Here is a 22,445-nt window from a genome sequence, read left to right on the forward strand (position 1 = left end):
AGACCATGGATGCTGAAACAAGTTCAGCATGACGAGAATTGGAGGGAGGCTCCCCACCCCGAAGCAGGCGCCAACACCCCGCGACAGGACAAACCTCAACTGACGGTGTAGATACCGCCGCTGACCGGCAGCAGCACGCCCGTCACCCATGCCCCGGCGCGCGACGAGAGGTAGATCACCGCGCCCGCGATATCGTCCATCTCGCCCGCGCGCGCGCCGAGCGGCGTGACGAAGCCCTTGGGCACCGCGTCGCCCTCGCCCATGCCGAGGAACTGCTTGGTCATCCGCGAGGGGAAAAGGCCGGGCGCGATCGCGTTGCAGCTGATGTTGCGCTTGGCGAGATGACGGCCGAGGTGGCGCGACATCATCGCGACCCCGGACTTGCTCGACGCGTAGGCGAAATTTTCGAGATGCCCGGGATTGATCGCGGCAATCGACGCGATGTTGATCACCCGCGCCGGATCGCCTGGCATGGCGCCGCTTTCGAGCTGCGGCAGCAATTTGCGCGTCAGCAGGAAGGGCGCGGTCAGGTTGAGCCCCAGCACCGCGTCGAAATCCTCGCGCCCCTCGGCGTCGAGCGGCGTCGGACGGTCGGTCCCGGCATTGTTGACGAGGATGTGCAGCGGCCGCTCGCCGAGCGCTTCGGCGACGCGTGCGATGCCCTCGTCGGTCGCGATGTCCGCCGCGACGCCCTGCGCATTGCCGCCGAGTTCGGCGACGATCGCATCGACATCGCCCGCGCCGCGCGCGACGACCCACACCTCGACCCCGGCCTGCGCCAGCCCGCGCGCGATCATCCGGCCGATGCCCGAGGTCGCGCCGGTCACCAGTGCGCGCTTGCCCGCGACGTCGAACAGGCCCGCTGTATACTGCGCGCTCATGCGAGCGCACCCGGGGCTTGCGGCAGGAAGATCGTCTTGACCTCGGTGAAGGGCTCGATGCCCTCGGGCCCGCCTTCCCTGCCAACGCCCGATTTCTTGAAGCCGCCGAACGGATTGGTCAGGTCGAAATCGCGGCCATTCTGGGTGAAATGGCCGGTGCGGATCCGCCGCGCCACCGCATAGGCGCGATCGGTGTCGTGCGTATAGACGCCGCCCGACAGGCCGAAAGGACTGTCGTTGGCAATCGCGATCGCTTCCTCGACGCTGTCATAGGCGATGACCGCGGTGACCGGACCGAAGATTTCCTCCTGCGCGATTCTCATGTCGTTGGTCGCGTCGGCGAACACCGTCGGCTCGACATAATAGCCGCTGTTTAGCGTCGGCGGGCGGCGGCCGCCGGTCGCGATGCGTGCACCCTCGGCGACGCCCTTGTCGAAATAGCTCGACACTTTCGCATGGTGCCGCGCCATCGCGAGCGGCCCCATCATCGTCGCCTGGTCGAGCGGATCGCCGACACTGGTCGCCGCCATCGCCGCGGCGAGGCTTTCGACATAGGCATCCTTACGCGCGCGCGGCACGAGGACGCGGCTGAAATTGATGCACACCTGGCCGCACAGCAGGGTGATCATCGGCGCAAGTGCCGGCCCCATCGCCTCAGGCTCAAAATCGTCGAGGACGATCGCCGCCGACTTGCCGCCGAGTTCCATCGTGAAGCGCGCCATGCGCCCGGCGCAGACCTGCGCGATATGCAGCCCGACCTCGGTCGAGCCGGTGAAGGCGACCTTGTCGACGCCGGGATGGCGGACGAGCAGATCCGACGCCTCGCGGTCGGCGGGGAGCAGGTTGATCACGCCATCGGGGAAACCTGCTTCCTCGGCGGCTTCGGCGAGCATGAACGCCTCGAGCGGGGTTTCGGGCGCGGGTTTCAGGATCACCGTGCACCCCGTCGCGAGCGCGGGCGCCAGCTTGATGAGCAGCGAGGCGAGCGGGCCGTTCCATGGCGCAATCGCGGCAACGACGCCGACGGGCTCGCGCACGACCACCGCGACCTTCGACATCATGCCGTTCGACGGGCGCACATCCTCGAACGGATAGGTCTCGGCGAGTCCGGCATAATAGTCGAGCAGCCCAGCGGTGTCCGCGCCCGATCCCTGCGCCATCCAGATCGGTACCCCGACCTGCGAGATCCACGCGCTGTCGAGCGCGGCGCCGCGGCGCTGCAGCGCCTCCGACAGCGCGCGCATGTAAGTCGCGCGCTCGGCGGCGGACATCCGCGGCCACGGCCCTTCGTCGAACGCCTTGCGCGCCGCCGCGACCGCGCGTTCGACTTCGGGCACACCCGCCGCGACGACCTCGCCGAACACTTCCTCGGTCGCGGGATTGGTCACCGTAAAACGGCCGCTCCCTTCAACGGGAATCCAGCGCCCGCCGATAAAGAGCCGGTCGGGATGCGCCACCTGCGCGTTGGCTTGGCCGATCATCGTCTTCTCCTGATTATGGTTTTCAGCGTTTGTGGTCGTCGTGGTCGGACAGGAATTTGCCGAACGTCTCGCCGCCGGCCGGGGCGTCGGTCATGCTCGCGATCATCCAGTCATATTCGGCCTGCCAGCCCTCGATCGGCGAGCGCGTCAGGCTGCCGTCGACGAGCGTCTTGATGCCCGCGATCCCCTGCGGCGGATGCGCGGCGATGGCGGAGGCAAGCGCTATCGCACGGGCGTCGAGCTCAGATACGTCCACGATTTCGTTCACCAGCCCGATGCGTTCGGCCTCCTCGGCTTCGACGACCTGCCCGGTCATCAGGATCGCCTTGGCGCGCGGCGCGCCGACCGCGCGCGGCAGCGACCAGGTCGCATTGGCGCAGCCATAGCCGACCGCGGTCACCTTGAAGCGGAAACCCGGTGTCGCGATGCGCATGTCGCAGGCGAGCGCCAGCAGCGCGCCGGCGCCGAAGCAGATGCCGTCGATTGCGGCGATGATCGGCAAGGGATGTGCGGCGACGCGGCCGAACACCGGGTCGCGCGTTTCGAAGGCGCGGCGCATCGTGGCGGCGTCGAACCCCGCCATCTCATGAATATCGAACCCCGCGCTGAACGCCCTGCCCCCGCGCGCGCCAATCACGATCGCGCGGATATCGGGGTCACTCGCGGCGCGGTCGAGTTGCTCGGCGAAGGCGGTAAAGGTCGGCGTGTCATAGGCGTTGTGCACGTCGGGTCGGTTGAAGATCAGGTGCAGCACGCCCGGCGCGGGGGTCGCGACGATCAGCGTCGGTTCGGTGGTCATGATCGGGGTCCTCGGGTCTTGGCCGGCATATGCGCCGCCTGGTCGGGATCGAAGGCGGTCACCATCTCGTATCCGAGCGACGCCTCGAAAATCGGCATCGCGCCGCGCAGCCAGTGGTTGAGCGCGCGCTTGCTGAGCTCGACCGCGAGCGGCGAGCGCTCGGCGAGCGTCGCGGCATAGCGTAGCGCGAGCGGCAGCACCTCGGCGGGCGGCACCGCGTCGGAGACGAGCCCGACCCGTTCCGCCTCGCGGCCGCTGAGCTTGTCGCCGGTGAGCAGATAGCGCTTCGCCTTGGCCATCGAGCAGAGCAAGGGCCACACCATCGCGGCATGATCGCCCGCAGCGAGGCCGATACGGAGGTGGCCGTCGGAGAGGTTCGCCTCTTCATTGACCACCGAAATATCGGCGAGCAGGCCGAGCGCGAGGCCGATCCCGGCGGCGGGGCCGTTGATCGCCGACACGAGCGGTTTGCGCATCTCGATCAGCGCGGTCAGGATCTGCGACGTCTCGCGCATCATCCGGATCTTGTTGGCATAATCATTGCCCTCGCCCGCTATGTCGGCCCAGTCGCCGCCGACGCAGAAAGCATGTCCGGCTCCGGTGACCACTGCGGCGCGTGCCTCGGGATCGGCGTCGATCAGCGTGGGCAGCCGCACCAGCTCGCTGTGCAGCACATCGTTCGTGGCATTCATCCGCTCCGGCCGGTTCAGCGTCAGCAGGACGATGCCCGGCGCCGGCCGCGCGGCCGTCATATGCTCGAAGTCATAGGCGGCGGCGCTGCTCATGCGCTGGTGCGGATCAGTTCGGCGGCTTTTTCGCCGATCATGATCGTCGCGGCATTGGTGTTGCCGCTGGTGATCTGCGGCATGATCGAGGCGTCGGCGACGCGCAGCCGCCCGACCCCTCGCACGCGGCATTCGGGATCGACCACCGAGGCATCGTCCGATCCCATGCGGCAGCTGCCGACCGGGTGATAGGTGATCATCGTCTTGGCGCGAACATACGCCTCCCACCCTGCATCGTCGGTCGGCACCGGGTCGGGCGAGCGGTCGCCGAGCGTGATCGCGCTCAGCGCCGGCATCGCGAACAGCCGGTCGACCAGCTTCATCGCGCCGATCAGCGTATCGACGTCGGCGCGGTCGCCAAGCAATTGATGGTTGATCACCGGCTCGAGCGCCTCGCCCAGTTCGACGCGCCCGCGCGACTTGGGCCGCGTCAGCGAGACGTTGATGCTGATGCACGGCTCCTTGGGCATCACCGCCTCGGCGGAGGACACCGTCTCGGGCTCGACATTATAAGCGAGCGGCATGAAATGGAGCTGGACGTCGGGCTCGTCGAGCCCGTCGCGGGTCCGCGCGAGCCCCATCGCCTGCACCGCCGGCGCACCCATCGGCCCGGTCTTGTTCCAGAAGAATTTGGTCAGGTGCCGGATCATGTCGAGCGGACCGACCTGGCTGTTGAGCGTCGGCACGCTGACGAACTTGTTCTGCGTGATGCCGGGATGTTCCTGGAGGTTATGGCCGACCTCGGGCCGGTCGGCGTGCACCGCGATCCCGCGCGATTGCAGATAGTCGCCGGCGCCGATCCCCGAGCGCAGCAACAGCGCGGGCGAGCCCATCGACCCCGACGAGAGGATCACCTCGCGACGCGCGCGAAGGATTTTGGCATCACCCCCTTGGCGATAACGGATGCCGACCGCCTCGCCTTTTTCGATCAGGACCGTCTCGACATGCGCGTTGGTGACGGTCATCAGATTGGGCCGCCCCCGCGCGTCGCGCAGATAGGCTTTTTCGGTGCTGCACCGCCAGCCGTCGCGCTGCGTCGCCTGGGTCAGATAGGCGCCCTCCATCTGCCCGCCATTATAATCGTCGAGCCGCGCGAGCCCATATTGCTCGCAGGCGCGCAGGAACAGGTCGCACAAAGGATGCGGTTCGCGCATCGGCGACACCGACAGCGGCCCCTGCGATCCATGATTCTGGTTCGGGGCGCCGCTCCAGCTCTCGCTGCGCAGAAAATAAGGAAAGACGCCGTCGAAATTCCAGCCGGTGGCGCCAAGCCGCTCCCACGCGTCGAAGTCGGCGCGGGTGCCGCGGATATAGACCTGGCCGTTGATCGCGCTGCCGCCGCCGAGCATGCGCCCGCCCGACCAGATGAAGCGCCGCCCGTTGATCGACGGGTCGGGCAGCTGCCAATATTTCCAGTCGTAGCGGTCGTCGACGAGCATCTTGGCGAAGCCGACGGGCATCTGGACCATCAGCCCGGTCGATTCGCCGCCCGCCTCGACCAGCGCGACGCGAACGCCCGGATCCTCGCTCAACCGCGCCGCCAGGACGCAGCCCGCGCTGCCCCCGCCCACGACGATATAGTCCGCTTCCTCGCCCGACATGCACTCTCCATCAATCGACTAATTAATTTTTATGCTTCATATGCGCCTTCGTTGACACCGTCACCATGAAATATTAATTGATCAATTGAAAGTGGGTTGGACCACGGTGGCCGGGACAGGGAAAAGCATATGCCGAGCGTGAATTTCCAGAGTGCGGACGGCAGTATCGATACCGTCGAGATCGAGGTCGGAGACTCGGTCATGCGCGGCGCGCGCGACGCTATGGTCGATGGGATCGAGGCCGATTGCGGCGGCGTCTGCGCCTGTGCGACCTGCCACATCTATGTCGCCCCCGACTGGCTGGAGCGCGTCGGCCCCGCCGGCGCTGACGAAAGCGAGATGCTCGACTGCGTCAACGACCCGCGCCCGAACAGCCGCCTGTCGTGCCAGATCGCAATGACCGACGAACTGGAGGGCTTGACAGTCTTCCTGCCCGAGTCCCAACGATAGACGCGAGACATATATCGGACATGCGAATGGATGGAGACAGCGGCTTGACGATCAAGGCGGCGCGGCGCGAGGAACGATCGGCGTCGGCCGAGGCGCTTTTGAACGCGACCGCGCAGCTTCTGTCCGAGGCGAGCAACATCGACGTGTCGCTCAACGAGATTTCGCAGCGCGCGTCGGTGAACAGCGCGATGATCAAATATTATTTCGGCAACAAGGAAGGGCTGCTGCTCGCGGTGCTCGAACGCGATGCCGAAACCGCGATGACCGCGCTCAAGGCGTTGAGCGAGATGGATATTCCGGCGCAGAAGAAGCTGAAGATCCACATCAACGGCATCATCAACGCCTATTACCGCTCGCCCTATATCAACCGCCTGATCCACTATATGGTCGAATCGGGCAGCCCCGCGGCGAGCAAGCGCGTCGCGCAGATCTTCATCGAGCCGATGATCGAGGTCTATCGCGACATCGTCGCGCAGGGGGTGCGCGAGGGCGTGCTGAAGGACGTTGACCCCGGCCTGCTCTATTATTGCCTCGTCGGCGCCGCCGACCATATTTTCCACGCGGGCTATTCGGTCCCCTCGACGCTCGGCGTCGCGAAGCTCGATGACGGCATCAAGCAGCGATATGCCGAGATGGTCTGCGACATCTACCTGCGCGGCCTCGCGCCCTGAGCTCACCCTTCTCACGCCGGGTGTAGCGCGGTCACCTCGACCGCGATCCCGTCCATCAGCGTGGTCCCCGACACCGCCTCGACGACATCGGGACCATGGCCGAGCAGGATGTTGACGTTCGCGCCCCCGGCGTGGTTCGCGCGCTGCCAGCCGCCGGTGCTATGCCCGAAGCAATGCGGATAGGAGACAGTGCCGGGCAGATGGTCGGCGCTCACCTCCACCTCGACCTCGATCGCCCCGAAGCGGTTCGACAGCGTCGCGCGGTCGCCATCCGCCAGCCCGCGCTCGGCGGCATCGTCGGGGTGGATGTGCAAGGTCGGCCTTTGCGAGCGGATCAGCCGGTCGACATTGTGGAGCCAGCCATTGTGCGAACGCATGTCGCGCCGCGACAGCAGTTTCAGACCCTCGATCGGCGCGGTGGCGAACAGCCGGTCGAGTTCGGCGGCGACCATATCATCCCACAGATGGATACGGCCATCGGCGTGCGCGATCTTCTCCTGATTGCCCCACGGGATCGGAATGTCGAGCATCACCCCGTGCGGATGCTGACGCAATTTGTCGATCGACCAGTCGCCATGCACCCCCGCCGGCCCCTGCCGGATCGCCCCGTCGAGCACTTCGAGCGGGCGCATCTGCCCACCCGCCGCCTGCGCCGCGACCTCATCGGGCGACGAAGCCGGCATGCGCAGCCCCATGCGCGCCAAAATCTCGCAGAAGGTGTCGAACTCGCTCCGCGCCTCGCCGACCGGCGGAATCACCGGCTCGGCATATTGCAGGAAGGGTTGCACCATGCTCATGAAGGGCACCATCGGCAGGTCGGCGCGCTCGTAGAAGGTCAGGCCCGGCAGCACATAATCGGCGTAGGAGCCCGCCTCGTTGATATAGAGGTCGAAAGATACCGACAGCTCGAGCTGTTCGAGCCCCTGCCGCAGCCGCTCGCCGCCGGGCGCCGCGAGCAGCACATTGCCGCCGAGCGAGAGCAACGCACGCACCTTGCCCGGGCCGGGTTCGATTATATCGTCAGGCATCACCGCCGAGGGCAGGAATTGCGTCACGCTCGGGAAATTGCCGACGCGGCTGCGCACCTCGTCATAGCCGCCGGTGGTCGCCCGGTCGCTGCCTGCGAGCACGGGGGTCGCGAAGGTGCTGCCGCCCTCGTGGCCGAAGGTGCCGCCGACCATGTTGAGCGCCGACAGCAGAAAGTTCGCGAGCGTCGCATGCGGCCCGCGGCAGATGCCGACACGGCCGTAGCACACCGACTTCGGGCTGGCGGTGAGCCGGCGCGCAAGACCCTTGATCGTCTCGACGTCGATCCCCGTGCGCCGCGCGGCATCGTCATAGTCGATGCCCGCGAGCGCTGCCTGCAATTCGGACCAGCCCGCGCAACGCTCCGCCAGGAACGCCTCGTCAGCGAGCCCCTCGTCGGCGAGGGTCTTGAGCATCGCCAGCATCAGCCAGCAGTCCGAATTGGGCTCGATCGCGACATGTTCGTAGCGCGCCGCGGTTTCGCTGCGCCGCGGATCGACAACCACGACCCCGCCGCGCGCCGCGACCGCGTCGAACTGCTGCCGGACGCGCGGGGTGAAGATCAGCGAGCCGTGCGAGATCAGCGGATTGGCGCCAAAGATGAGCATGAAATCGGCATTGTTGACGTCGGGCACGTCGATCGTCAGCGGGCTGCCATAGAGGATCCAGTTGGCGGTGAAGCGCGCATTGGTGTCCTGCGACCCCGCGCCATAGATTTTGGTCGTGCCCAGCGCTTTCAGAAACATGCGGAACCCCGTCATGCCGTCGGTGGCATAGGCGAGCGGATTGCCCTGATAGCTCGCCACCGCGTCGGGACCATGTTCGGCAATGATCGCCGACAGCCGCGCCGCGATATCATCGAGCGCTTCGTCCCAGCTGACCGGTTCGAACCGCCCCGGCGCGACGCGCTTCATCGGCCGCGTCACCCGGTCGGGGTCGTGCGTCACGCCATGATAGGCGATGCCCTTGACGCAGGCTTGCCCCTGCGACGACGGATTGTCGGGGTCGGGCCGCGCGCGCACGACCTTGCCGTCCTCGACCGTCGCCACCAGCCCGCACACCGCAGTGCAGATGCGGCAGAAAGTGATATGATCGCCGTCCTCACCCGTTGCTGGTCGCATGGAGTCGCTCCAGTTAGTCGTTCGGTTAGAGCCTTTCATTCTTTTCACAGACTGTCCAGATTCTTCAAAATGTAAAGTCGGCCGATATCGCCAAAAATCCTCATAAAGCGCCATTTCCTGTACGATCGACGCAGGAAATAATTAATCGTTTGGTTGACACGGCTTGCCATTTGATCGAAATTGCCTCGCGAGAAGGCCCATGGGCGGCACAGGCGAGAGGATCGATCGATGGCGGACGTCAAAGACTATGCGGTGGAAGAGTTCAGCCAGCACGACCGCACGCTGATGCAGCGTCCTTATGATTTCTACGACAAGGTGCGCGAGACCGGCTGCCCCGTGGCGCGGTCGGAGCAGCTCGGCGGTTTCTGGTACACCACCAACTATGCCGCGACGCGCCGCGTCTATGACGATTTCCGCACCTTCAGCTCGGCCGACGGCACCGCGCTGCCCAAGCAGCCACTGGCGCTCTATCCGATCGACCTCGACCCGCCGCAGCAGACGCGGATGCGCAAATTGCTCAACCCGATCTTCCTGCCCGACGCGATCCGGAAATATCGCCCGCGCTTCGAGGCGATCATCACCGAACTGCTCGACGCGATCGCGCCGGCCGGCGAGGCCGAATTGCAGGAACAGCTCGTCCGCCCGACGCTCGCGACGGTGATCATGCCCTTCCTCGGCGTGCCGCGCGATGATTGGGATATGCTGTCGTTCAAGATCGATTTCCTGACCCGGATGCGCGTCGAGGATCCCGAAACCTGCGGCCAATATGGCCTTGAACTCAGCCAATATCTCTATGACTTCGCCGCGCGGCGGCGCCAGTCGCCCGCCGAGGACGATCTGATGCAGACGCTGATCGACGCCAGGATCAACGACGAAGCGCTGACCGACGACGAGATCGTCGGCATCGCGACCCTCGTGCTCTTCGGCGGGCTCGACACCACCAGCGCGGTCGCGGGCATGTCGCTCTGGTATCTGATCGAACATCCCGAAGAACGCGCAAAGCTGCTGGACGGCGAGATCGATTTCCCGACCGCGCTACAGGAGTTCGTGCGCTACGCCTCGCCGATCCAGGGCCTCCGCCGCACCGTCACCCGCGACACCGAGCTCGAAGGCTGCCCGCTCAAGGCCGGCGACTATGTGATGGCGATGAACGGCGCTGCGAACCACGACCCCGGCCATTTCGCCGAACCCGACGAGGTCCGCTTCGACCGTGAGGTTCGTACCGAGCACGATCATCTCGGCTTTGGCGGCGGCGCGCATATCTGCATCGGCCAGCATTTCGCCAAGGCACTGCTCGAAATGATGATCCGCTCGATCTTCGATCGTCTGCCCGATCTCCAGATCCGCTCGGATTTCAAGCCCGACTTCGCGGTCGGGGAATCGCGGGTGCTCAAGACGCTACCGGTCACCTTCCGCGCATCCTGACCATGTTCTAGGGTGGGGGCCCCACCCTGCCGACAGGATGCCGATGTGCTGAAGCTCACCCCCGAAGAAGCCGCCTTCCAGGACGAGGTGCGGACGTTTTTCGCCCGCGACTATCCCGCGCACGTCATCGCGAAGAACAAGGCGGGGCAGCGGCTGACGAAGCAGGACCATATCGACGCGCAGCGGGCGCTGAACGCGCGCGACTGGCTGGGCGTCGGGTGGCCGCGCGAGGTCGGCGGCACCGGCTGGACACCGATCGAGCGCTACATCTTCGACCAGGAACTCGAATTCGCCCACGCTGCCGGGATCATTCCGATGGCGGTCATCTATATCGGGCCGATCATCGCGGCCTTCGGGTCGGAGCAGCAAAAGGCCGAATGGCTGCCCGCGATTCTCGAATCGCGCAGCTTCTGGGCGCAGGGCTATTCGGAGCCCGAGGCCGGGTCCGACCTCGCCTCGCTGCGCTTTTCCGCGGTGCGCGACGGCGACGATTATATCCTGAACGGAACCAAGATCTGGACCTCGGGCGCCGGATGGGCCGACTGGATCTTCTGCCTCGCACGCACCAGCCGCGAGGAGCGCAAGCAGCAGGGCATTTCGCTGATCTGCGCACCGCTCGACCTGCCGGGGATCAGCGTCCATCCGATCCGGCTGATCGACGGGTCGGACGAACTCAGCCGGATCGAATTCGACAATGTCCGCGTGCCCGTGACCAACCGTATCGGCGAAGAAGGACAGGCCTGGCACTATGCCAATGTCCTGCTCAAGAACGAGCGCCTGTCCTACGCGCATATCGGGTCGAAGAAGCGCGATCTCGCGAAGCTGCTGGAGGAAGCCGCGCAGATGCCTGCAAGCGGCGGCGGCACGATGGATCGCAACCCGGCCTTTCGCCTCGCCCACGCGCGCGTCGAGGCGCGGCTCGCGGCGATCGAGGCTTCGATCCTTCGGGCGCTCCGCGGCGAAGTGTCGATGGCGACCGCGGCGGCGCTCAAGATCGCCTGCACCGAATGCGCGCAGGCGATCACCGAGCTGGGCATCGACCTGGCCGGGCGCCACCGCCTGCCGATGCTCGATCGCGATAGCGCCGACTGGGCGGCAGCGGCGCCCGCTACTTCGCGCTTCGGTCCGGCCGCGGTGCAATCCTATCTCTTCGAGCGCGCGCAGACGATCTACGGCGGATCGACCGAGGTGCAGAAGAATATCATCTGGCGTTCGCTCGCGGGGATGGCGCGATGAGCGCGCCGCTGTCCTACGCCGAACAGGCGATGCTGCAGGGCGCGGTGCGGGCGTATCTGGGCAAGGGCGGCCCGCATCGCTGGCCCGATTTCGCCGAGCGGCTCGGCATCGGCGCGGCGCTGCTCGATGCAGAGCAGGGCGCGATCATCGCCGAGGAGATCGGCCGCGCGCGGGCGCATCTGCCCTTCGCCGAAATGGCGACGGCGGCGTGGCTGCTCGCGCAAAGCGGCGCCCCTGCCCTGCCCGCCGATGCGGTGGCAACGTTCGCTTGGGCCGAGCCAGGCCTGCGCTACGATTTTGCGGATATCGAAATGCGCGCGCGGCGCGACGGCGATGGCTGGCGCCTCGACGGTACCAAGGCCGTCGTCGGCTGGGCGGCCGAGGCCGATGTCATATTGGTCTCCGCGCGCACCGGCGACCAAGGGCTGTCGCTCCTCCGTGTCGATCCCGCGAGGACCAAAGGCCTCCGCCTGTCGCCCTATCGGACGATCGACGGCCACCCCGCCGCCGACCTGATCTTCGAGAACCACATCCTTCCGGCTGACGCGCTGATCGGCCCCGAAGGCGCCGCCCTCGACCTGCTCGAAGAAGCCCGCGACCGCGCGCTCGCGCTGCTCGCGGCCGAAGCGGTCGGGCTGCTCGACAGCCTGCTCGAACAGACCATCGCCTATACCGGCCAGCGCCGCCAGTTCGGCCAGCCGATTGCCGATTTCCAGGCGCTCCAGCACCGTATGGTCGACATGTATCTCGAATGCGAGCTGGCCCGCTCGTCGGCGTGGCTCGCGGTCGAGGCCTTGGACGAAACCCCCGCCGCGCGCGCGCGCGCCGTGTCGAGCGCGATGGTCAATATCGCCCGTGCCTGCCGCTTTGTCGGGCAGCAGGCGATCCAGCTGCACGGCGGCATGGGCATGACCGACGAGCTGGCGGTCGGCCATTATGTCAAACGCGCGATGGCGATCGAGGTGCTGTGGGCCGACGCCGACTGGCATCTCGCCCGGATCGCCGGGCTTTAGGATCGGCGGGCGCTTGGTCGAACAGCGCGCCCGCCCCTGGACCTCAGGCCGATTTTTTCGGTACGAAGATCACCTTGGGAAAGGTGAATTCGCGCAGCCCCTCGGCGCCGTTCTCGACCCCGAAACCCGACTGCTTGGCGCCGGCAAAGGGAATATGCGGGCCGTTCTGGAAATTGTCGTTGATCCAGACGGTCCCCGTCTCCATCCGGTCGGCGACCGCGACCGCCGCGTCGATGTCCTTCGACCAGACCGCGCCCGCAAGCCCATAATCGCAATCATTGGCGCGCGCGAGGACATCGTCGATGTCGGAGAAGCGCAGCAAGGGCAGTATCGGGCCGAACGCCTCCTCGGTGACCACGGCGGCATCCTCGGGCGGGTTGTCGACGAGGGTGATCGGGATGAAATAGCCGTCGCCTTCGGGCACGTCGGCGCCCTGGAGCAAGGTCAGCCCCTCGGCACGCGCGCCGTCGATCAAGCCGCGGACGCGGTCGTACTGCGCGCGGTTCTGGACCGGGCCATACTGCACCCCCTGCTGCGCCCCGTCGCCGACGACCGCCTCCTTCGCAAGGCGGTGAAAGGCGCCCAGCATCTCGTCATAGATATCGTCGTGGATATACAGGCGCTTGGTCGCGATGCAGACCTGCGCGCTGTTGTAGAAGGATCCGAAGAACAGCTTCGGCGCGACCTCGGCCACATCGACGTCGGGCAGGACGATCGCAGCATCGTTGCCGCCGAGTTCGAGCGTGATCCGCTTGAGGTCGCGCGACGCCGCCTCCATCACGCGCTTGCCCGTCGCGGTCGATCCGGTGAAGCTGATCTTCGCAAAGCCCGGATGCGCGGTCATCAGCGGGCCGAGCGCATCATCGCCCGAAATGACGTTATACACCCCGGCCGGCAGGATATCGCGCCACAGTTCGGCGAGCTTCAGCGAACAGAGCGGGGTGTAGGGCGACGGTTTGAGGACCATCGTGTTGCCCGCGAGCAGGGCGGGCGCGATCTTCCACATCGCGAGCAGGAAGGGGAAATTCCACGGCACGATCGCCGCGACGACGCCCAGCGGCTCGTGCTTGACGATCACCTGGCGGCTGTCGCTGTCCTCGACGATCTCGCCGGGCAGCTCCTGCCGCGCGACCGACTTCAGCCACCAGGCGCCCATCTGCACCTCGCCCTTGGCCAGCGCGGTCGGGCGCCCTTGCTCAGCGACGAAAAGCGCGGTGAACTGGTCGAGATGCGGTTCGATCGCCTTCGCCGCCTTGACCAGCAACTCGCGCCGCCCTTCCCAGCCGAGCGCTTTCCACGCCGGCAGCGCGCGCGTCGCCGCGGCGACCGCCAGGTCGAGCTCGGCCTGCCCCGCGCAGGGCGCCGATGCGAAGACCTTTCCGGTCGCGGGATTGATCACATCGACGCGGGTCGCGGTGTCGACCGCCGCGCCGTCGATGGTCAGCCTATAGTCGTTCGTAAAGTCCATTTTCACTCTCGCCCAATGATGCAGAAACTGTCTCTTGCGGCCGGGTTTGCACCAATTTTGACGATAATCAAATGATAATAGATAATGGACGGAATTTGTGAGGAACAGGCGATGATCGACAGCCAGACGAGGCGGCTCGCGCCCGGCGAGGATGGGGTGCATTTCACCTTCTGCCGGCTGTGCGAGGCGCATTGCGGGCTCGCCGCCAGGGTCGAGGGCGGGCGGATTACCGACGTCCAGCCCGACAAGGACAATCCGCATTCGCAAGGCCATGTCTGCCTGAAGGGCATCACCTTCCACAATGTCACCTATGACCCCGACCGCATCCTCACGCCGATGAAGCGCGTCGGCGGTCCCGGCGAATTCGTGCCGGTCGGCTGGGACGAGGCATTGGACGACATCGCGGCAAGGCTAGGCCATGTGATCGACACCCACGGCCCCGACGCGGTCGCGTCGTACAAGGGCAATCCGATCGCCTTCGGCATCGACGTGTCGTTCAGCCTGAAAGCGTTCCTCAAGGCGCTGGGCATCACCAAATATTATGGCGCCGGGTCGCAGGACACCAATGCGCGGCTGACCGCCTGCTACCTCGCCTTCGGGTCGGCGGTGACGTACGAGATTCCCGATCTGCCGCATACCGACATGTTGCTGATGTTCGGTGCCAATCCGCTGGTGTCCAACGGATCGATGCTCTGGTCGCCGCGCGTGCGCCACGACCTCGACGCGATCGCCGCGCGCGGGCGCGTCGTCGTGGTCGATCCGCGTCGCACCGAAACCGCGCGCCGCTATCAGCATGTCGCGGTCCGCGCGAACGGCGACATCTGGCTGCTGCTCGGGCTGCTCGGCGTCCTGATCGACGAGGGGCTGTATGACGCCGACTATGTCGCGGCGCATACCGAGGGGTTAGCCGATCTCGCCCGTGCGGTCGCCGCGCAGGACCTGGCCGACTGCGCCGAGCGCGCGGGCGTCGATGCCGACACGATCACCGAACTCGCGCGCAGCTTTGCCGCGACGCCGCGCGCCGTCGCTTATGGCCGGCTCGGCGTCTGCCGCGGGCCGCATGCGACGCTCGAGAATTTCCTGCTGATCGCGCTCAACCTGCTCGGCGGCAAGCTGGGGCGACAGGGCGGCGCGATCTTCAGCCGCACGATCCTCGGCGGATCGCAGAAGATACTGACCGGCGGCTATGGCGACACGCGCAGCCGCGTCGGCGACTTCCCCAGCGTCGCGCAATTCCTCGCCTCGGCCATGCTGCCCGCCGACATATTGGAACCCGGCGAGGGCCAGGTGCGCGCGATGATCCTGACCGGCGGCAATATGGTGATGTCGGCGCCCGGCGGCCAGGCATTGGTCGATGCGCTGCAGCAGCTCGACCTCATCGTCGCGCTCGACCTCTATCAGACCGAGAGCAATCGTTACGCCGACTATATCCTGCCCGTGCCGACCTTTTTCGAGCGCGACGATTATCCGATGGCGGGGCTCGGGTCGATGATCCGCCCCTTCGTCCAGGTGACCGACGCGGTGATCCCGCCGGTCGGCGAGGCGCGCTCCGAATGGGAGATTTTCAACGCGCTGCTGGCACGCATGGGCAAGCCGACCCACGGCCGGCCGATGGACGATCTCGACAAGGCCTTTCGCCTCGGTCCCGCGGGCGACGAGATGGGCGCGCGCGACGGCTGGAACTTCGACAAGCTCCGCGAGGTGCCGCACGGCGTGATGGTCGACCTGCCCGATCCCTATGACCCCTGGCCGCGCATCGCCTGGCCCGACGGCCGGGCCAAGCTGTGGCACGCGATGATCGCCGACGAATTCGCGCGTCTCGATCCGGCGCCGTCGGACACGCTGCGCCTGATCACGCACCGCGACATCCGCTCGCTCAACAGCTGGCTGCACAATGTCCCGCGCCTCGTCCGCAGCCAGCATCCCGAATTGCTGATGCATCCCGAGGATGCCGCGCGGCTGGATCTGTCCGATGGCGAGACCATCGACCTGTCGACCGGCGCCGCGACGGTCACCGTCTGCATCGCAGTGACCGGGGATATGCGCCCCGGAACGGTCAGCTATCCGCACGGGTGGGGCCATCATGGCGGCTGGCAGCACGCCAATGCGCAGGGCGGCAGCAACATCAACTGGCTGCTCCCCGTAGGGGCGGAGGCGGTCGAGGCGATCTCGGGAACGACGATCATGGACGGGCTGGAAGTATCGATCCGCAAGATCGCCGCGGCCGCGTGACGAATTTGCGACTTGTTCGCGATGCCAGCCTTGCTACGACGGTCGGATGCAGCATTCCCCGGTCGGGGCAGGAGATCAGGCGATGGACAGCGGCCCGGCATCAGCCCGGACGGACGATAATTCGACGCAGGAACGCATCCTGCGCGCCGCCTATGATTGTTTCGAGCAATATGGGATCGGCAAGACGACGATCGAGAATATTGCGAGCCGCGCCAAGGTGTCGCGCCCGACCGTCTATAAATATTATCCGAGCAAGGACGCGATCCTCGACGAAATTTCGGTACGCGAGACCTGGCGCGTCAACAGCGAGGTGCGGCGGCGGCTGGTGCGCTCGGACGATTTCGCCGATTTCCTGTCCGATACCTTGCTGCTCGTCATCCGGCTGGCGAACGAGAATATCTATATCCGCCGCATGGTCGAAAGCATCGAGTTCCAGGAATCGGTGATCTCGCCGAGCAGCCTGATGCAGCAACTGCAGCGCACCTGGTGGGCCAATCTGTTCGAACAGGCACGCGCGCGCGGCGAGATCGCGACCGACCTCGAGGTCGACGAGATCATCTATTGGCTCGCGCGCGCGCAGGCGATGCTGATGCTGCAGGTCGCCTCGCCTGCGATCGACGAGGCCGAAAAGCGCCGCTTCATCCGGCGCTTCATCGTCCAGCCTTTGCTCGCGGGCAGCGAAATCCGCTAACGCCTTCATCGCCGACTTGACGGCCTCTCCCCAAGCTGACACAGATATTAATCAATCGATTAAGTAGCCGCTCGATCATTCGCGAAGCGGCGCAGCGAGAGAGGCCCGCTCGACCGATGACCGACGATCTGGCGAGCCGGATGCCCGCCAATCCCCGATATGGCGATGGCTATTTCGTCCGGTCGACGGCGTTTCGCCGTCTCGCGCCCGATCGGGTCGAAGCGGTGATGGAGGATAGCTTTCATGCGCTCGCGCTGCGGATCGATCATGACGAATATGCGCTGACCAGGGTCGAGGCGCGGTGGGAGCGCCACCCGTTGACCAGCTGCGCGGGCGCAGGGGGCGCCTTGACCGGTCTCGCCGGCCTGCCGTTGATCGCCGACCTGCGCACGCGTTGGCCGCAGGCCGATCCGGCGCTGCAATGCACGCATATGTTCGACACGCTGCGCCTCGCGGCCGCGCATATCGCGCAGCGGCGCGACGACCGGCGTTATAACGTCATCCTGCCCGATTCCGACGCCGACAAGCAGCCGGTCCGGCTGTTGCAGGATGGCGCGCTTGTGCTGGAAATTATGATCGACGCCGGTTTCCATATCACCGCGCCGGCCGATCATGCCGGCGCCCCGCTCCTGAACGGCTTCGCGCGCTGGGCGACCGAGCGGCTGTCGGCCGAGGAATTCGAGCATCTTTTCCTGATCCAGCGCGGCACCTTTGTCGGGCGCGGCCAGCGGATGGATATCACGCATTATTATGGCCGCGACGGCGCGCTGTCGGGCCCGCTGCCCGCCACCTGCTTCGGGTCGCAGCCCGAACGCTACGCCACGTCGCTCCGCCTCGCCAACGCCCGCCCCGGCCTCCGCCGCGAGGATGCGGCCCGCTTCCCCTTCGCCTGACCACAGCAGGAAATCGCCGATGTCCGACATGCCCTTTCCCACCCCCGATCAGGCGGTCACCCGCTATTTGCTCGAACGCCAGGCGCGCGAGCATCCGGACGATCTCTACATGCGTTTTCAGGACGGCAGCGAATGGAGCTTCGCCGAGGCGCTCGATCAGGCGCACCGTGCGGCGGGGGCGCTCAAGCGGCTCGGCGTCGCGCAGGGCGACCATGTCTTCAACTGGCTGCCCAACGGCAAGGCCGCGGTGCGCGCCTGGCTCGGCACGCATATGCTGGGCGGGGTCTTCGTGCCCGCCAACCTCGCCTATCGCGGCAGCCTGCTCCAGCATGTGCTGTGGCTTGCCGACGCCAAGGTCGGGCTGGTCCACCGCGACCTGCTGCCGCGCCTCGCCGGGGTCGAGCGCTTCATGCTCGAAAAGCTGATCGTGATCGGCGGCGAAGCCGAGCCTATCGAAGGCCTCGAACTCCACGACGAAGCGATGCTGGAAGAGGCGGGCAGCGCGGGCGACCTCGCCCAGCCGCTCGCGCCGTGGGACAATATGACGATCATCTTCACCTCGGGCACCACCGGCCCGTCAAAGGCGGTGATGTGCTCCTATGCCCATATGTGGACCTTCTACCACGCCGCGATGCCGGCGATGATCGGCCGCGACTATCGCCATCTCGCGCATCTGCCGATCTTCCACTCGGGCGGCTTCGGCTGCCTCTATGGCCAGCTGTCGAACGCGGGATCGGTGGTGCTCGTCGAATCCTTCAAGACCGACCAGTTCTGGCAGATCGTGCGTGAGCATGGGGTAAGCACCACGACGCTGATCGGCGCGATGATCCCCTTCCTGATGAGCGCGCCGCCGTCGGACGACGACTTGAACCACAGCCTGAAATCGGTGAGCGCGGTGCCCTACACCGCCGACGTCAAGGCGTTCACGGCGCGCTTCGGGGTCGGTGCCTTCGCCGCCTACAGCATGACCGAACTTGCCAATCCGGTGCAGAGCCCGCTTAATCCCGAGAAGATCGGCGTCGCGGGCCGACTGCGCGCCGGGCAGCACATCCGGCTGGTCGATGAACATGATATCGAGGTTCCCGAGGGCGCGGTCGGCGAGGCGATCCTGCGCTGCGACCAGCCCTGGACGATGTTCACCGAATATTACAAGAATCCCGAGGCGACCGCCGAGGCCTGGCGCAACGGCTGGCTGCACACCGGCGACCTGCTGCGCCGCGACGCCGATGGCGATTATTTTTTCGTCGACCGCCGCAAGGACGCGATCCGCCGCCGCGGCGAGAATATCTCGGCCTATGAGGTCGAGCAGGAAATCCGCGCCTTTGACGGGGTGAAGGAGGCCGCGGTGATCGGGGTCGCGAGCGACAAGACCGAGGATGAGGTGATGGCGTGCATCATGCCGTCGGAGGGCGCGGATGTCGATCTCGAGGCCTTGACCGATTTCCTCGCGACGCGCCTGCCGCATTATATGGTGCCGCGCTATTTCCGCCTGATGCCCGACCTGCCGCGCACCCCGACGCAGAAGATCCAGAAATATGCGCTGCGCGACGACGGGGTGACCGCCGACACTTGGGACCGCGAGGCGGCGGGAATCAGGTTGCGGCGGGAACGGATCGGCTGAGCCGGTCCCAGGTCGCGTCGTTGACGGGCGCCTCGCGCAGCCCCGCCTTGCGGATCTTGCCCGTCGGGGTGCGCGGTAGCTCCGCGACGAACTCGACGAAGCGCGGCACCATGTAACGCGGCAACCGCTCGGCGAGATAATCGACGAGGTCGCCCTCGCTGAGCGGCACGCTGCCGTTCAGTTGCACCGCTATCTTGATCTCGTCCTCGCTGGCGCGCGCATTGCCGGGAAGCGCGGGAACGTCGGCCGCCTTCACCGCGACCGCCGCGGCTTCGGCGACCGCCGGATGCGCGCGCACCTCGCCCTCCAGCTCGAGCGACGAGACATTGTTGCCGCGCACGCGCAAATAATCATTGGCGCGGTCGAGGAAGTAGAAATAGCCGTCAGGATCGCGGCGCAAAATGTCGCCCGTCTTATACCAGCCGCCCCGCCATGCCTTCCGGTTCGCCCCGGGCTTGTTCAAATAGCCCTGGGTGATCAGGAACGGCGCCTTGCCGCGGATCAGCAGCTCGCCCGCCTGTCCGTCGGGCAGGTCGCGTCCTTCGGCATCGACGATCCGCACCTCATAGAGCGGCGACAATTTTCCGCAGGTCTGCGCATTGGGCAGGTTCGACGCATTCAGCGGAAAGCCGATTTCGGTCATGCCCCAGCCGGTGCAAACCCTGACCCCGAAACGCGCCTCGAAGTCGCGATAGTCGGGCAGGACCGGGTTCATCAGCACCCATATCAGCGGATTGTCGGCGTCATCGGGCCGCCGCTCGACATTCATCAGGAAACCGGCGATCCCCATGAGCTGGGTATGGGTGCAGCCATGTTTGCGCACGTCGGCCCAATAATGGCTGACCGAAAAGCGGCTGCGGAATACCATCTCCCCGCCGCGCACCGCCGCGAAGACGAACCCGACGCGCCCCGACGAATGAAAGGTCGGCCAGGGCGAATAATAGACCGGCACCTGACCGGGATCGATCACCTCGCCGCTGAAATTATGCTGCACCTGCTGGATCGAACCCCACGCCTGCAGCACGCCCTTCGACGGTCCGGTGGTGCCCGAGGTGTAGATGACGGCATTGGTATCGGCGAGTGTCGGCTCGGCATGGTCGATCCGCGCGGCGCCCGCTTCGACCGAGACCAGCGTCGCGACCGGGATGGTGCTGGCGCGGGCTTCATCATCGATCGTGATGATGCGCTCAAGCGTCTCCAGCGGGGCGCGGATCGCATTCACCTGCTCGACACAGGCATTGCTGGTGATCAGCACCCGCGCGCGGCAATCGTTCAGCGCATAAGCGAGCAGATTGCCCTTATATTCGGGATTGATCGGCACCTCGAGCGCGCCGCGCCAGCTGAGCCCGATCCACGCCGTATAAGCGGTCAGGCACGGGTCGAGCATCGTTGCGACGCACTCGCCGGGCGCGACCCCGATCGCCGCCATCGCATCGGCGACGCGCAGCGCGGCGTCGTGGAATTCGCCGCCGGTCATCGTGCCGCCCGCGACGTCGGTGATGAACGGGGCCGACGGATCGGTCTCGGCACGCTGGCGGATCAGCACCGGGACCGAAGGCATCTGCAAGGTGTCGGCCATATCTCTCCCCGCGCTTTCGATCCTCGATGCGATCAAGCGTAAAGTCCCATCTTTCGCAAAGCCCTTTTTATATAGGTTTTTGCTATTTACAATGCTATATATGTGTAAAGTCAATCGCGTCGGACCACAGGGGTCGCGCCGCCCCCCACGGAGAGTCGAATGTATCTGAGCCCCGAACATAACCGGCAAGTCGCGGAAAAGCTGTTCCGTCACATCCGCGACAACAGCACCGACATGATCGAGGAAAGCTACGAATATCCGCTTGTCGTCTATTCGGACCCCGATATCGCGATCGCCGAGCGCGAGAAGATCTTCGAACATTATCCGATGATGGCGCTGCACGGCAGCCAGCTTCCCGAATCGGGCAGCTATGTCACGGTGAAACTCAACCGCAGCGAAGCCCTCGTCACGCGCGGCAAGGACGGCCAGGTCCGCGCCTTCCTCAACATGTGCCGCCACCGCGGCGCGACCTTGGTGACGCAGGCCGAGGGCAAGCAGGGGCGCTTTTCCTGCCCCTATCATGGCTGGACCTACACCAACGAAGGCGAATTGATCGGCCTCACCTTCAAGCAGACGCTCGGCCTCAGCCTGCCGTGCCGCGAACGCAATCTGATCGCCCTGCCCTGCGAGGAGCGCCATGGCTTTATCTGGATCGTCGAGAACCCCGAAGGATCGATCGACGTCGCCGCGCATCTCGGCCCGGTGATGGACGGCGTGCTCGCGAACTATGGCCTCGACCGCCAATATTTCTATCGCGAGGCCTTTTTCGACTTCGCCCAGAACTGGAAGATCATGGTCGACGGGCTGACCGACGGCTATCACGTCCAGTGGGTCCATGGCCCGACGATCCGGCCCTTTTTCTATATGAACATGATGGCGCGCGTCGAAGGCACCGGCGACCATGCCGTGACCACCACCCCGCGCCGCAAGATCGACGAGATTTTGGGCAGCGAACCGGGCGAGCACGACCTCGATCCCTATGTCGTCTATGGCAATATGGTCTTCCCCAACGTCAGCATCCAGCTGCACCCGCATCACGCCGAATTCTGGACCATGTACCAGGACGTCCACAACCCGGGGCGTTCGCGCGTCCATCTGCGCTTCCTCACTCCCAAGGCGCCCGCCGACTATGACGCGAAGGGGCAGACCATCCTCGCGAAGAATTGGGACATCGCCGAGGCCGCGATCCTGAACGAGGATGTGCCGATCGGCGACAGCATCCAGCGCTCGGCGAACATGCCGGGCACCGGCACGATGCTGCTCGCGCACAACGAGGTCATCAACCAGCAGTTTCACCGCAGCTACGACCGGGTGATGGCGGGTCCCAGCGTAGTTCCGATGCAGGCGCGCGTAGCGCGGGGCTGAAAGACGGAGAGCCGTGAATCTAAGCCATTCCCCTCCCTGAAAGGGAGGGGTTAGGGGTGGGTAGCGAGCGTAGCGAGCAAGAAGGAGAGCGCCGCCTATCGGCGGTC

General features: G+C 65.9%; 18 protein-coding genes. 10 read left to right on the forward strand and 8 right to left on the reverse strand.

Annotation, left to right across the window (positions count from 1 at the left end; translation table 11 throughout):
• Positions 1–95 precede the first annotated feature (95 nt).
• The 5 genes from AC1RNQ_RS13935 to AC1RNQ_RS13955 are packed head-to-tail and all read right to left on the reverse strand — an operon-like array spanning position 96 to position 5,547.
• Positions 96–881 carry an SDR family NAD(P)-dependent oxidoreductase gene (locus AC1RNQ_RS13935; RefSeq protein WP_493171823.1) on the reverse strand — a complete coding sequence of 262 codons (786 nt, stop codon included), beginning with the start codon at positions 879–881 and terminating at the stop codon, positions 96–98.
• On the reverse strand, positions 878–2,362 hold the full coding sequence (locus AC1RNQ_RS13940; protein WP_493171825.1) for an aldehyde dehydrogenase: 1,485 nt from the start codon (positions 2,360–2,362) through the stop codon (positions 878–880). The genes AC1RNQ_RS13935 and AC1RNQ_RS13940 overlap by 4 nt, the downstream gene beginning before the upstream one ends.
• Positions 2,363–2,384: 22 nt before the next feature.
• A complete protein-coding gene (locus tag AC1RNQ_RS13945) occupies positions 2,385–3,161 on the reverse strand; it encodes an enoyl-CoA hydratase/isomerase family protein (protein WP_493171827.1) in 777 nt (258 codons plus the stop codon).
• Positions 3,158–3,946, reverse strand: a complete 789-nt coding sequence (locus AC1RNQ_RS13950; protein WP_493171828.1) for an enoyl-CoA hydratase-related protein — start codon at positions 3,944–3,946, stop codon at positions 3,158–3,160. Before AC1RNQ_RS13950 ends, AC1RNQ_RS13945 begins: the two co-directional genes overlap by 4 nt.
• Positions 3,943–5,547 carry a GMC family oxidoreductase gene (locus AC1RNQ_RS13955; protein ID WP_493171830.1) on the reverse strand — a complete coding sequence of 535 codons (1,605 nt, stop codon included), beginning with the start codon at positions 5,545–5,547 and terminating at the stop codon, positions 3,943–3,945. The genes AC1RNQ_RS13950 and AC1RNQ_RS13955 overlap by 4 nt, the downstream gene beginning before the upstream one ends.
• A 129-nt stretch (positions 5,548–5,676) precedes the next feature.
• On the opposite strand from AC1RNQ_RS13955, the gene AC1RNQ_RS13960 reads away from it, so the two are divergent.
• Both AC1RNQ_RS13960 and AC1RNQ_RS13965 read left to right on the forward strand, forming a co-directional pair.
• Positions 5,677–5,997, forward strand: a complete 321-nt coding sequence (locus AC1RNQ_RS13960; protein ID WP_493171832.1) for a 2Fe-2S iron-sulfur cluster-binding protein — start codon at positions 5,677–5,679, stop codon at positions 5,995–5,997.
• 44 nt (positions 5,998–6,041) lie between these two features.
• Positions 6,042–6,668 carry a TetR family transcriptional regulator gene (locus AC1RNQ_RS13965; RefSeq protein ID WP_493171834.1) on the forward strand — a complete coding sequence of 209 codons (627 nt, stop codon included), beginning with the start codon at positions 6,042–6,044 and terminating at the stop codon, positions 6,666–6,668.
• An 11-nt stretch (positions 6,669–6,679) separates the two neighbouring features.
• Here the strand turns inward: AC1RNQ_RS13965 and AC1RNQ_RS13970 are convergent, their stop codons facing one another.
• Complete coding sequence (locus tag AC1RNQ_RS13970) at positions 6,680–8,815, reverse strand: molybdopterin-containing oxidoreductase family protein (RefSeq protein WP_493171836.1); 2,136 nt, start codon at positions 8,813–8,815, stop codon at positions 6,680–6,682.
• 228 nt (positions 8,816–9,043) lie between these two features.
• On the opposite strand from AC1RNQ_RS13970, the gene AC1RNQ_RS13975 reads away from it, so the two are divergent.
• The 3 genes from AC1RNQ_RS13975 to AC1RNQ_RS13985 are packed head-to-tail and all read left to right on the forward strand — an operon-like array spanning position 9,044 to position 12,489.
• Complete coding sequence (locus AC1RNQ_RS13975; RefSeq protein ID WP_493171838.1) at positions 9,044–10,240, forward strand: cytochrome P450; 1,197 nt, start codon at positions 9,044–9,046, stop codon at positions 10,238–10,240.
• 45 nt (positions 10,241–10,285) lie between these two features.
• Positions 10,286–11,476, forward strand: a complete 1,191-nt coding sequence (locus tag AC1RNQ_RS13980; RefSeq protein ID WP_493171840.1) for an acyl-CoA dehydrogenase family protein — start codon at positions 10,286–10,288, stop codon at positions 11,474–11,476.
• Positions 11,473–12,489, forward strand: a complete 1,017-nt coding sequence (locus AC1RNQ_RS13985; RefSeq protein ID WP_493171843.1) for an acyl-CoA dehydrogenase family protein — start codon at positions 11,473–11,475, stop codon at positions 12,487–12,489. Before AC1RNQ_RS13980 ends, AC1RNQ_RS13985 begins: the two co-directional genes overlap by 4 nt.
• Before the next feature lie 43 nt (positions 12,490–12,532).
• Here the strand turns inward: AC1RNQ_RS13985 and AC1RNQ_RS13990 are convergent, their stop codons facing one another.
• Positions 12,533–13,957 carry an aldehyde dehydrogenase family protein gene (locus tag AC1RNQ_RS13990; protein WP_493171845.1) on the reverse strand — a complete coding sequence of 475 codons (1,425 nt, stop codon included), beginning with the start codon at positions 13,955–13,957 and terminating at the stop codon, positions 12,533–12,535.
• Positions 13,958–14,041: 84 nt separating this feature from the next.
• On the opposite strand from AC1RNQ_RS13990, the gene AC1RNQ_RS13995 reads away from it, so the two are divergent.
• From AC1RNQ_RS13995 to AC1RNQ_RS14010, 4 genes are all read left to right on the forward strand, one after another.
• Complete coding sequence (locus tag AC1RNQ_RS13995; RefSeq protein WP_493171847.1) at positions 14,042–16,189, forward strand: molybdopterin-containing oxidoreductase family protein; 2,148 nt, start codon at positions 14,042–14,044, stop codon at positions 16,187–16,189.
• Positions 16,190–16,271: 82 nt separating this feature from the next.
• Positions 16,272–16,880, forward strand: a complete 609-nt coding sequence (locus tag AC1RNQ_RS14000; RefSeq protein WP_493171849.1) for a TetR/AcrR family transcriptional regulator — start codon at positions 16,272–16,274, stop codon at positions 16,878–16,880.
• A gap of 116 nt (positions 16,881–16,996) precedes the next feature.
• Positions 16,997–17,773: a DUF2889 domain-containing protein gene (locus tag AC1RNQ_RS14005; protein ID WP_493171851.1), complete on the forward strand. Its 777-nt coding sequence runs from the start codon at positions 16,997–16,999 to the stop codon at positions 17,771–17,773.
• Between the two features lie 19 nt (positions 17,774–17,792).
• Positions 17,793–19,394 carry an AMP-binding protein gene (locus tag AC1RNQ_RS14010; RefSeq protein WP_493171853.1) on the forward strand — a complete coding sequence of 534 codons (1,602 nt, stop codon included), beginning with the start codon at positions 17,793–17,795 and terminating at the stop codon, positions 19,392–19,394.
• On the opposite strand, the gene AC1RNQ_RS14015 is transcribed toward AC1RNQ_RS14010, so the two are convergent.
• A complete protein-coding gene (locus AC1RNQ_RS14015) occupies positions 19,366–20,973 on the reverse strand; it encodes an AMP-binding protein (RefSeq protein WP_493171855.1) in 1,608 nt (535 codons plus the stop codon). The genes AC1RNQ_RS14010 and AC1RNQ_RS14015 overlap by 29 nt on opposite strands.
• Positions 20,974–21,132: 159 nt before the next feature.
• Between AC1RNQ_RS14015 and AC1RNQ_RS14020 the strand changes: the two genes are divergently transcribed.
• Entirely contained in the window at positions 21,133–22,338 is a 1,206-nt protein-coding gene (locus tag AC1RNQ_RS14020) for an aromatic ring-hydroxylating oxygenase subunit alpha (RefSeq protein WP_493171857.1), read from the forward strand.
• Positions 22,339–22,445 lie beyond the last annotated feature (107 nt).

The organism is Sphingopyxis sp. GW821-FHT12F08 (assembly GCF_058806755.1).

Bases quoted from the DNA above. Each gene is read 5' to 3' on its own strand.
- AC1RNQ_RS13935 (WP_493171823.1), bottom strand. From the start codon at position 881: ATGAGCGCGCAGTATACAGCGGGCCTGTTCGACGTCGCGGGCAAGCGC.
- AC1RNQ_RS13940 (WP_493171825.1), bottom strand. From the start codon at position 2,362: ATGATCGGCCAAGCCAACGCGCAGGTGGCGCATCCCGACCGGCTCTTT.
- AC1RNQ_RS13945 (WP_493171827.1), bottom strand. From the start codon at position 3,161: ATGACCACCGAACCGACGCTGATCGTCGCGACCCCCGCGCCGGGCGTG.
- AC1RNQ_RS13950 (WP_493171828.1), bottom strand. From the start codon at position 3,946: ATGAGCAGCGCCGCCGCCTATGACTTCGAGCATATGACGGCCGCGCGG.
- AC1RNQ_RS13955 (WP_493171830.1), bottom strand. From the start codon at position 5,547: ATGTCGGGCGAGGAAGCGGACTATATCGTCGTGGGCGGGGGCAGCGCG.
- AC1RNQ_RS13960 (WP_493171832.1), top strand. From the start codon at position 5,677: ATGCCGAGCGTGAATTTCCAGAGTGCGGACGGCAGTATCGATACCGTC.
- AC1RNQ_RS13970 (WP_493171836.1), bottom strand. From the start codon at position 8,815: ATGCGACCAGCAACGGGTGAGGACGGCGATCATATCACTTTCTGCCGC.
- AC1RNQ_RS13975 (WP_493171838.1), top strand. From the start codon at position 9,044: ATGGCGGACGTCAAAGACTATGCGGTGGAAGAGTTCAGCCAGCACGAC.
- AC1RNQ_RS13985 (WP_493171843.1), top strand. From the start codon at position 11,473: ATGAGCGCGCCGCTGTCCTACGCCGAACAGGCGATGCTGCAGGGCGCG.
- AC1RNQ_RS13990 (WP_493171845.1), bottom strand. From the start codon at position 13,957: ATGGACTTTACGAACGACTATAGGCTGACCATCGACGGCGCGGCGGTC.
- AC1RNQ_RS13995 (WP_493171847.1), top strand. From the start codon at position 14,042: ATGGACGGAATTTGTGAGGAACAGGCGATGATCGACAGCCAGACGAGG.
- AC1RNQ_RS14000 (WP_493171849.1), top strand. From the start codon at position 16,272: ATGGACAGCGGCCCGGCATCAGCCCGGACGGACGATAATTCGACGCAG.
- AC1RNQ_RS14005 (WP_493171851.1), top strand. From the start codon at position 16,997: ATGACCGACGATCTGGCGAGCCGGATGCCCGCCAATCCCCGATATGGC.
- AC1RNQ_RS14010 (WP_493171853.1), top strand. From the start codon at position 17,793: ATGTCCGACATGCCCTTTCCCACCCCCGATCAGGCGGTCACCCGCTAT.
- AC1RNQ_RS14015 (WP_493171855.1), bottom strand. From the start codon at position 20,973: ATGGCCGACACCTTGCAGATGCCTTCGGTCCCGGTGCTGATCCGCCAG.
- AC1RNQ_RS14020 (WP_493171857.1), top strand. From the start codon at position 21,133: ATGTATCTGAGCCCCGAACATAACCGGCAAGTCGCGGAAAAGCTGTTC.